We start from the raw sequence: 5,552 nt of genomic DNA on the forward strand, positions 1-5,552 counted from the left end.
CTCCAATAGCCTCCAGCGCGGCAACACCAGCCTGTTGGACGTCCCATTCGAAGGGCGCACCAAGCGCTTCGAGCGCATCGACGGTTACCTTGGTGATTTCGGGCCCGATACCGTCGCCTGGTATCAGCGTGGCCGGGATGCGCTCGTTCGCGAGGATGGTCATGTCAATTTCCTGGAGTGGTCATTCTTTGCTGCTTAGCGGATGGTGCTTACGCGTCACTGATCTTCGCGGAGACGCACAACTTGCGTCCAAGAAAATTCGCCGATAGTTCAAACGACTCATGCTCGATTACTATTGGCTTGGCTGCGGCGCCGGTGAATACGACGTCGCCTCGTTTGAGCGTGAGGCCCCGGGCACTGGCGTGTTCAAGAAGGCGCTGCAGCGAGCCCCACGGCTCCGTGGCGTCGTCGCCATGCAGCCCTCGACCCTTTTCCACGCCATCAACATACACAGCTACCGATGAAGCAATGTTGTCGATGTCCTCAACTTCTATCCGGGGACCGACCACGCACGCTTCGAAACCAACGTTATCCGCCACAAAGCTCGGTTGCCCAACGGCTCGCCGGTCGACGAATCTCGACAGCACGAACTCAAAGCCGACGTGAGCAGACTCGACCAGCCGTTCCAAGGGCTTCTCGTTATATGGCTCAATGTCGCACGCAAGAGTGAATACGATTTCGAACTCGACGGTTATCGGCCTTGCTTTTGACAGGTAGACCACATCGCAGTCGCGATAGCAACGCGAAGAAAGCAGTCGTCCAACAAGCGGTCGTTGCGCACTGGCCGCCATCATTGCCGCGAGGCTGCCAACGCCGAGCTTCCAACCGCAGACAAACTGCCCCGTTAAATCGACCAAGCGGTCTTGCACGCAGTACCCAGAATCCAAATTAGCGGGCGCGATCGGTGACGGCAGCGCCTGCATCTGCTGCTGTGCTTTCCACGCCTGGAGCAGCACTGCCGCCGCTGGATTAGGGTCGAATTGGAAGCTCATTGCGCCTCCGCGCTAGCCGGCTCGACGGCCGAGGTCTTAGACCGGAAAGTGACGTTGTTCAACTCTTCAAACACCTTGACCATGGCACCCTTGTCAAGCTTGCCGAACCCGCGCAGAAGCGCGGCCTGGTAAGTCGCCGTCGCAGCAGCAAGGACGGGCATCGGAATGCATTGGCGCGCTCCAAGCTCAGCGGCACTGACCAGGTCCTTATAGGCGTGATGCATTGGATATCCGGAAGAGAAATTGCCTTTTAGGATTTGAGGAATAAAGAACTCCGATGCGTAACTCCGACCGGTGCCCGAGTTGATGACCGTACCAATCCTCTCAGGATCCAAGCCCAACTTGGCCGCCATCGGAAGCACTTCCGCGAGAGCAGCCGCGTTGATATCGAACAGGAGCTGATTGATCAATTTCGTGAGCTGCCCGGTCCCGACATCACCCATGTACAAGATGTTGTTGGCCATTGCAGCAAGAAAGGGTTGAACCGTCTCATAGACCTCATGCGAACCGCCGCACATTGCGGTGAGCGTGCCGTCCACCGCGCGAGCCTCCATACCCGACACCGGCGCATCAATGAAATGAATTCCTTTCTCGGCGAGAGCAGCGGCGATTTCAACGGTTGCCGAATAGTTGATGGTGCTCGTGTCGACGACAATTTTGCCCGCGCTCAGATACGTAATCAGCCCGTCTTCGCCCAGCAGAACCGCGTGGATAGCTTCCGCATGGGGCAGGGAAAGGAAAACCATATCGGCCTTTGCAGCATCGACAATGCGCTCGACGGGGCGCGCGCCGAGCCGGGCGAATTCCGGGTAGCTCGAAGTATCAGCGGCCGCGACGATTAAGTTGGGGTCACGCTTGAGCATGTTGAGAGCCATCGGCTTTCCCATTTGCCCGAGACCGATGAAAGCGATATCCATGGTATCCAACAGTAGTATATTAAAGCGAACCCACACGAAGCAGATGCTGTTTCGATTTTTGGGGACCCTTGAGCAAAGTCTAGTTTATTGACTGCGCCTTCTTAATGGAAATACTGTTCGTTTATCCCCAGGATCGTTTTCGAGTATGGACATCCGTGTTCTCCGCTACTGCGAGACAATCGCCCGTCTCGGCAACATCACCCGCGCAGCGGCCGAGCTTCACGTTGCGCAGCCGGCTCTGAGCGTTGCGATAAAGAAGCTAGAGGAGGAGGTCGGAGTGACTTTGTTCACTCGAGGTCGAAATCGTCCTGTGACTTTAACTCCCGAGGGCGAGCTGCTGATGCGTCGGGCGAAGCATGTGTTTCAAGAGCTGGAATCAGCCAGACTTGAGATTGCCGACAATCAGGAATTGCGCGCCGGAGAGGTCCGCATTGGGTTCCCTCCGATGTACGGACTTCAATATTTTCCGTCTTTAATGCGTGCGTTTCACCAGAAATATCCCGGCATCAGCGTTATCGCAATGCAGGGAAGCGCCGGCGAGGTCCGGTCGATGCTTGAGGCCGGAAAGATTGATTTAGCAATACTGGAGGGGCGTCGAGTTGAGAAAGACTGGGCGCGGGTGATGCTGGATCGTGAAGAAGTCGTATTGTGCCTCAACAGCGCCCATCCTCTCGCGTCGAATACACAAATATCCGATGCAAACCTAGCCAACTTGGAAATGATTCTGTTGGATGAAAGCTTTCTCCAGCGCAACGTCATCGACCAGCGATGCCAACGAGCAGGTGTAAGTTATCGAGTCGTGACGCAGAGCAACTATGTTCCGCTGGTTTTAGAGGCGGCAAGAGACGGGATCGGCGCTGCAACGCTGCTCCGATCCATGGTTGAGTCCCGGACGGGATTGACCGCACTATCCTTCTCCCCGCCAGAATTCTTCCAATTCAACCTTTGCTGGCTCGACGGACAATATCTGTCTCGTGCGAATCGGGCTTTCGCAGAATTTACCGAGCGCAATCACAAGCCCTAGACATTATTTATTAGACCTGCGGTCCCTCAAGCCAAGCGGGTCAAGCTGAGGGCTCCGAAGAACCGCAGGCTCCGGGCCGCAATTGAGGAGAGCAGGTCGTGAATAAGTGCCGCAAGTTCGATGGGATGGATGTTCACAAGGCGACGATTGTACAAGCCCTTCATGGGCAAGCCGATTCAGGCCTCGATCCTTGCCGTCACCGGGCGCGGCGAGCCAGATCGTGCCACGGCTGGCCGACCAGGGCCGCTACATCGCCCCTGAATCGACGTTCTAACGGGTGCTGCGCGAAGAGAAACATCGCTCACCGGCGCAGTGAACGCCCGACCCGGGCTCGCAGCAAACCACGCGCGGTATGCGCTGAGGCGCACAATCAGCTATTCAGTCGGGAAATCACTTACCGTACGCCCAGTCAGCGTAGCCTGCCCGCAAGGGGGTGAAGCTCCTTGAGCATGTCTGGAATGCACGGCCCGGCAATTTGTTGATGTTATGCCGGGGATGCCCTTTCTCTGCTACGGGGGAAAGTGAGCCGAAGCTGAGGTGACTTGCTGACACTGGAAAGGGCGTTGTCAGTATATTTAGAGGAAGAGAGCCATGTGACGGCCGTTGGACGAACTGTCAGAAAGCTGAGGACGGATCTTGGGGTGAGTTCAGTGAATTAGCGCCAGGCGACGAACGGACAGCGCGTTGTTTGCGATAGAGTGAAGCGCGAAGCAAATGTCGCTTGAGCGCGAAATGTTGCCGGATCGGCCCGAAGCACGAGAGGAATTTCTGCGTGCGTTTGGGTCCCGAAAGCCTCGCATGCGACGCTCGCGTTCGCGTGTCGGTTGGTGGCTGTTCTCTGCGCGGTTGTTTAATCGGACTGCGGCTTTGCCGAACACGTGCTTTACCTTCGCAATTTCCGGGCGCATCAGTGCGACGCAAATCTGTCATTTGGCGTTCAGTGCAAACCCCGGAGTCAAATGGGGGGAAATTTGAATTTTCGTCGACAGTAGGCGTGTATCAATGCGGATAGCGCGCATCTGGCGTGACGGGCCGAGCGAGAAACGGGGCGGATAGATATTCAAAGTTAGAGCTTAAGCGCCTTAATTCGGCAGGCAGCCAATGGCATTTTCCTACGCGAAAAATGCGGAAATACCGAACGGTGATACTACCGTCTTAAACGTAACGGTTATTCTAAACACAGATGCTATTTGATTTTTTCGGACAACCTGTATCCGACATTTCTACGTAGAAGAACCGCGAGCATCCTGCGAAGTTCATTCCGACACCAATATTACGAGGTAATTCGTATAACGAAGTAATTGGAAAATCTGTCGAGGGTTATCGAAGCGCAACACCAAAGCGTATAAGGTGTTGTAATGCATAAAGCAAATCAGTACGAGGAGTTGCAAGCTTTTTCTGATATGCCAGCGTGGCTGGCCATGAAGGCTGCGACCATCGCTTCGGAGCGGCGCATTCCGGGCCCGATTGCAGTTCAGGTGGAGTATTCGCTTGTCGCCCGCGACATCGAAAGCGAGCATATTCCCGTCGCGCGGGAGGCCGGGATGGGCGTGATGCCGTGGAGTCCGCTGGCAGGCGGCTTCCTAAGCGGAAAATACAGCCGCGAGAATACCAAGGACAAGGGTCGACTGAGCGGCCCGAATCCGTTCGGCGACAGCAAGTTCGTCGATCGCAATTGGGCGATCCTTGACGTTCTGAAGTCCGTTTCCGCCGAGCAGAATCGTCCTTTGGCGCAGGTCGCGCTGCGCTGGGTGATGGCGCGGCCCGGTGTAACGTCCACCATCGTCGGGGCGAGCAAGCTCATGCAGCTTGCGAGCAATATTGCCGCAACGGAGATTGTCTTGAGCGAGTCCCAGATGAAGCGCTTAAACGAGGTGAGTGCCCCAGTGGTGGGCTTCAGCGCAGGGCTGGCGACTCCGATGATCCGTAGCATGGTCTTTGGCGGGAACACTGTCGCAGGATGGATGGAATAACGCGATTGGCGACTCCGATTGGTAGAGTAACTGCAGCGGCGTAAGACGGAAAATCGGCGAGCGCCCCATAGCAGTCGCTGCTTGCGGGTCTGCGCCAACAGCGTCCTGCGTTTGCACAACTCGGCGCTTGCGGAACCGTTGTTGAAGTAGGAAAGTATCCACAAGGGGGTTGTTGACAATGCGGATTTCGCGGTTGCTCTCGGATTTTCGGCATGAAGACCCGAGACGACGCAGCGCATGGGTGGACGAGGATTTGAGACGCCGGATTTGGGTGATCCACGGCAGGACCGGCGCGCGAAGGAACTGGTCAAACGGTTTGCAAGCCGGCCCACGGCCAGCATTTTGGGCGCGTCCGAAGGCGGGGCCGAGACAATCGCGGCCTATTCCTTCTTGGCAATGAGCCATGGACTTACGCGACATGAAGCAGTCGCACCGGACCGTACCACGGCACACATTCGGCACTCCCGCCGTGGCGCTCGACATGCCCATCGACGTGGTGCAGCGCATCCTCGATCTCGCGTCGCGACAGACCACATCGATCTAAGTGCGCGCCGAGCGGCAGCGCGTTCTAGATGATGCGGCTCAATACTATTTGCAAAACCGCGGCTAAGCGCTGTTGATAAACTTCAACGGAGGGAAGCGGGCG

The 5,552-nt window shown here is 56.6% G+C and carries 5 protein-coding genes and 3 pseudogenes; 4 read left to right on the forward strand and 4 right to left on the reverse strand.

Features of this window, described 5'->3' with window-relative positions:
* From ACFFAR_RS23145 to ACFFAR_RS23155, 3 genes and pseudogenes are all read right to left on the reverse strand, one after another.
* A pseudogene (locus ACFFAR_RS23145) lies at nt 1–163 on the reverse strand (NAD-dependent isocitrate dehydrogenase); the annotation flags it as partial.
* A gap of 46 nt (nt 164–209) precedes the next feature.
* On the reverse strand, nt 210–992 hold the full coding sequence (locus tag ACFFAR_RS23150; protein WP_174364283.1) for a fumarylacetoacetate hydrolase family protein: 783 nt from the start codon (nt 990–992) through the stop codon (nt 210–212).
* On the reverse strand, nt 989–1,909 hold the full coding sequence (locus ACFFAR_RS23155; protein ID WP_375508540.1) for an NAD(P)-dependent oxidoreductase: 921 nt from the start codon (nt 1,907–1,909) through the stop codon (nt 989–991). The genes ACFFAR_RS23150 and ACFFAR_RS23155 overlap by 4 nt, the downstream gene beginning before the upstream one ends.
* Before the next feature lie 145 nt (nt 1,910–2,054).
* Between ACFFAR_RS23155 and ACFFAR_RS23160 the strand changes: the two genes are divergently transcribed.
* Entirely contained in the window at nt 2,055–2,933 is an 879-nt protein-coding gene (locus ACFFAR_RS23160) for a LysR substrate-binding domain-containing protein (protein WP_174364285.1), read from the forward strand.
* 615 nt (nt 2,934–3,548) lie between these two features.
* Here ACFFAR_RS23160 and ACFFAR_RS23165 read toward each other — a convergent pair.
* Nucleotides 3,549–3,835: pseudogene (locus ACFFAR_RS23165) on the reverse strand (IS6 family transposase); the annotation flags it as partial.
* Nucleotides 3,836–4,291: 456 nt separating this feature from the next.
* Between ACFFAR_RS23165 and ACFFAR_RS23170 the strand changes: the two are divergent.
* The 3 genes and pseudogenes from ACFFAR_RS23170 to ACFFAR_RS23180 all read left to right on the forward strand — a co-directional run bounded on the left by ACFFAR_RS23170 (nt 4,292) and on the right by ACFFAR_RS23180 (nt 5,450).
* Complete coding sequence (locus tag ACFFAR_RS23170) at nt 4,292–4,906, forward strand: aldo/keto reductase (RefSeq protein WP_174364286.1); 615 nt, start codon at nt 4,292–4,294, stop codon at nt 4,904–4,906.
* A gap of 237 nt (nt 4,907–5,143) precedes the next feature.
* Nucleotides 5,144–5,242: pseudogene (locus ACFFAR_RS23175) on the forward strand (hypothetical protein); the annotation flags it as partial.
* A gap of 67 nt (nt 5,243–5,309) precedes the next feature.
* Entirely contained in the window at nt 5,310–5,450 is a 141-nt protein-coding gene (locus ACFFAR_RS23180) for a hypothetical protein (RefSeq protein WP_205583097.1), read from the forward strand.
* Nucleotides 5,451–5,552 lie beyond the last annotated feature (102 nt).

The sequence above is a fragment of the uncultured Caballeronia sp. genome, assembly GCF_964243625.1.
Taxonomy (GTDB): domain Bacteria; phylum Pseudomonadota; class Gammaproteobacteria; order Burkholderiales; family Burkholderiaceae; genus Caballeronia.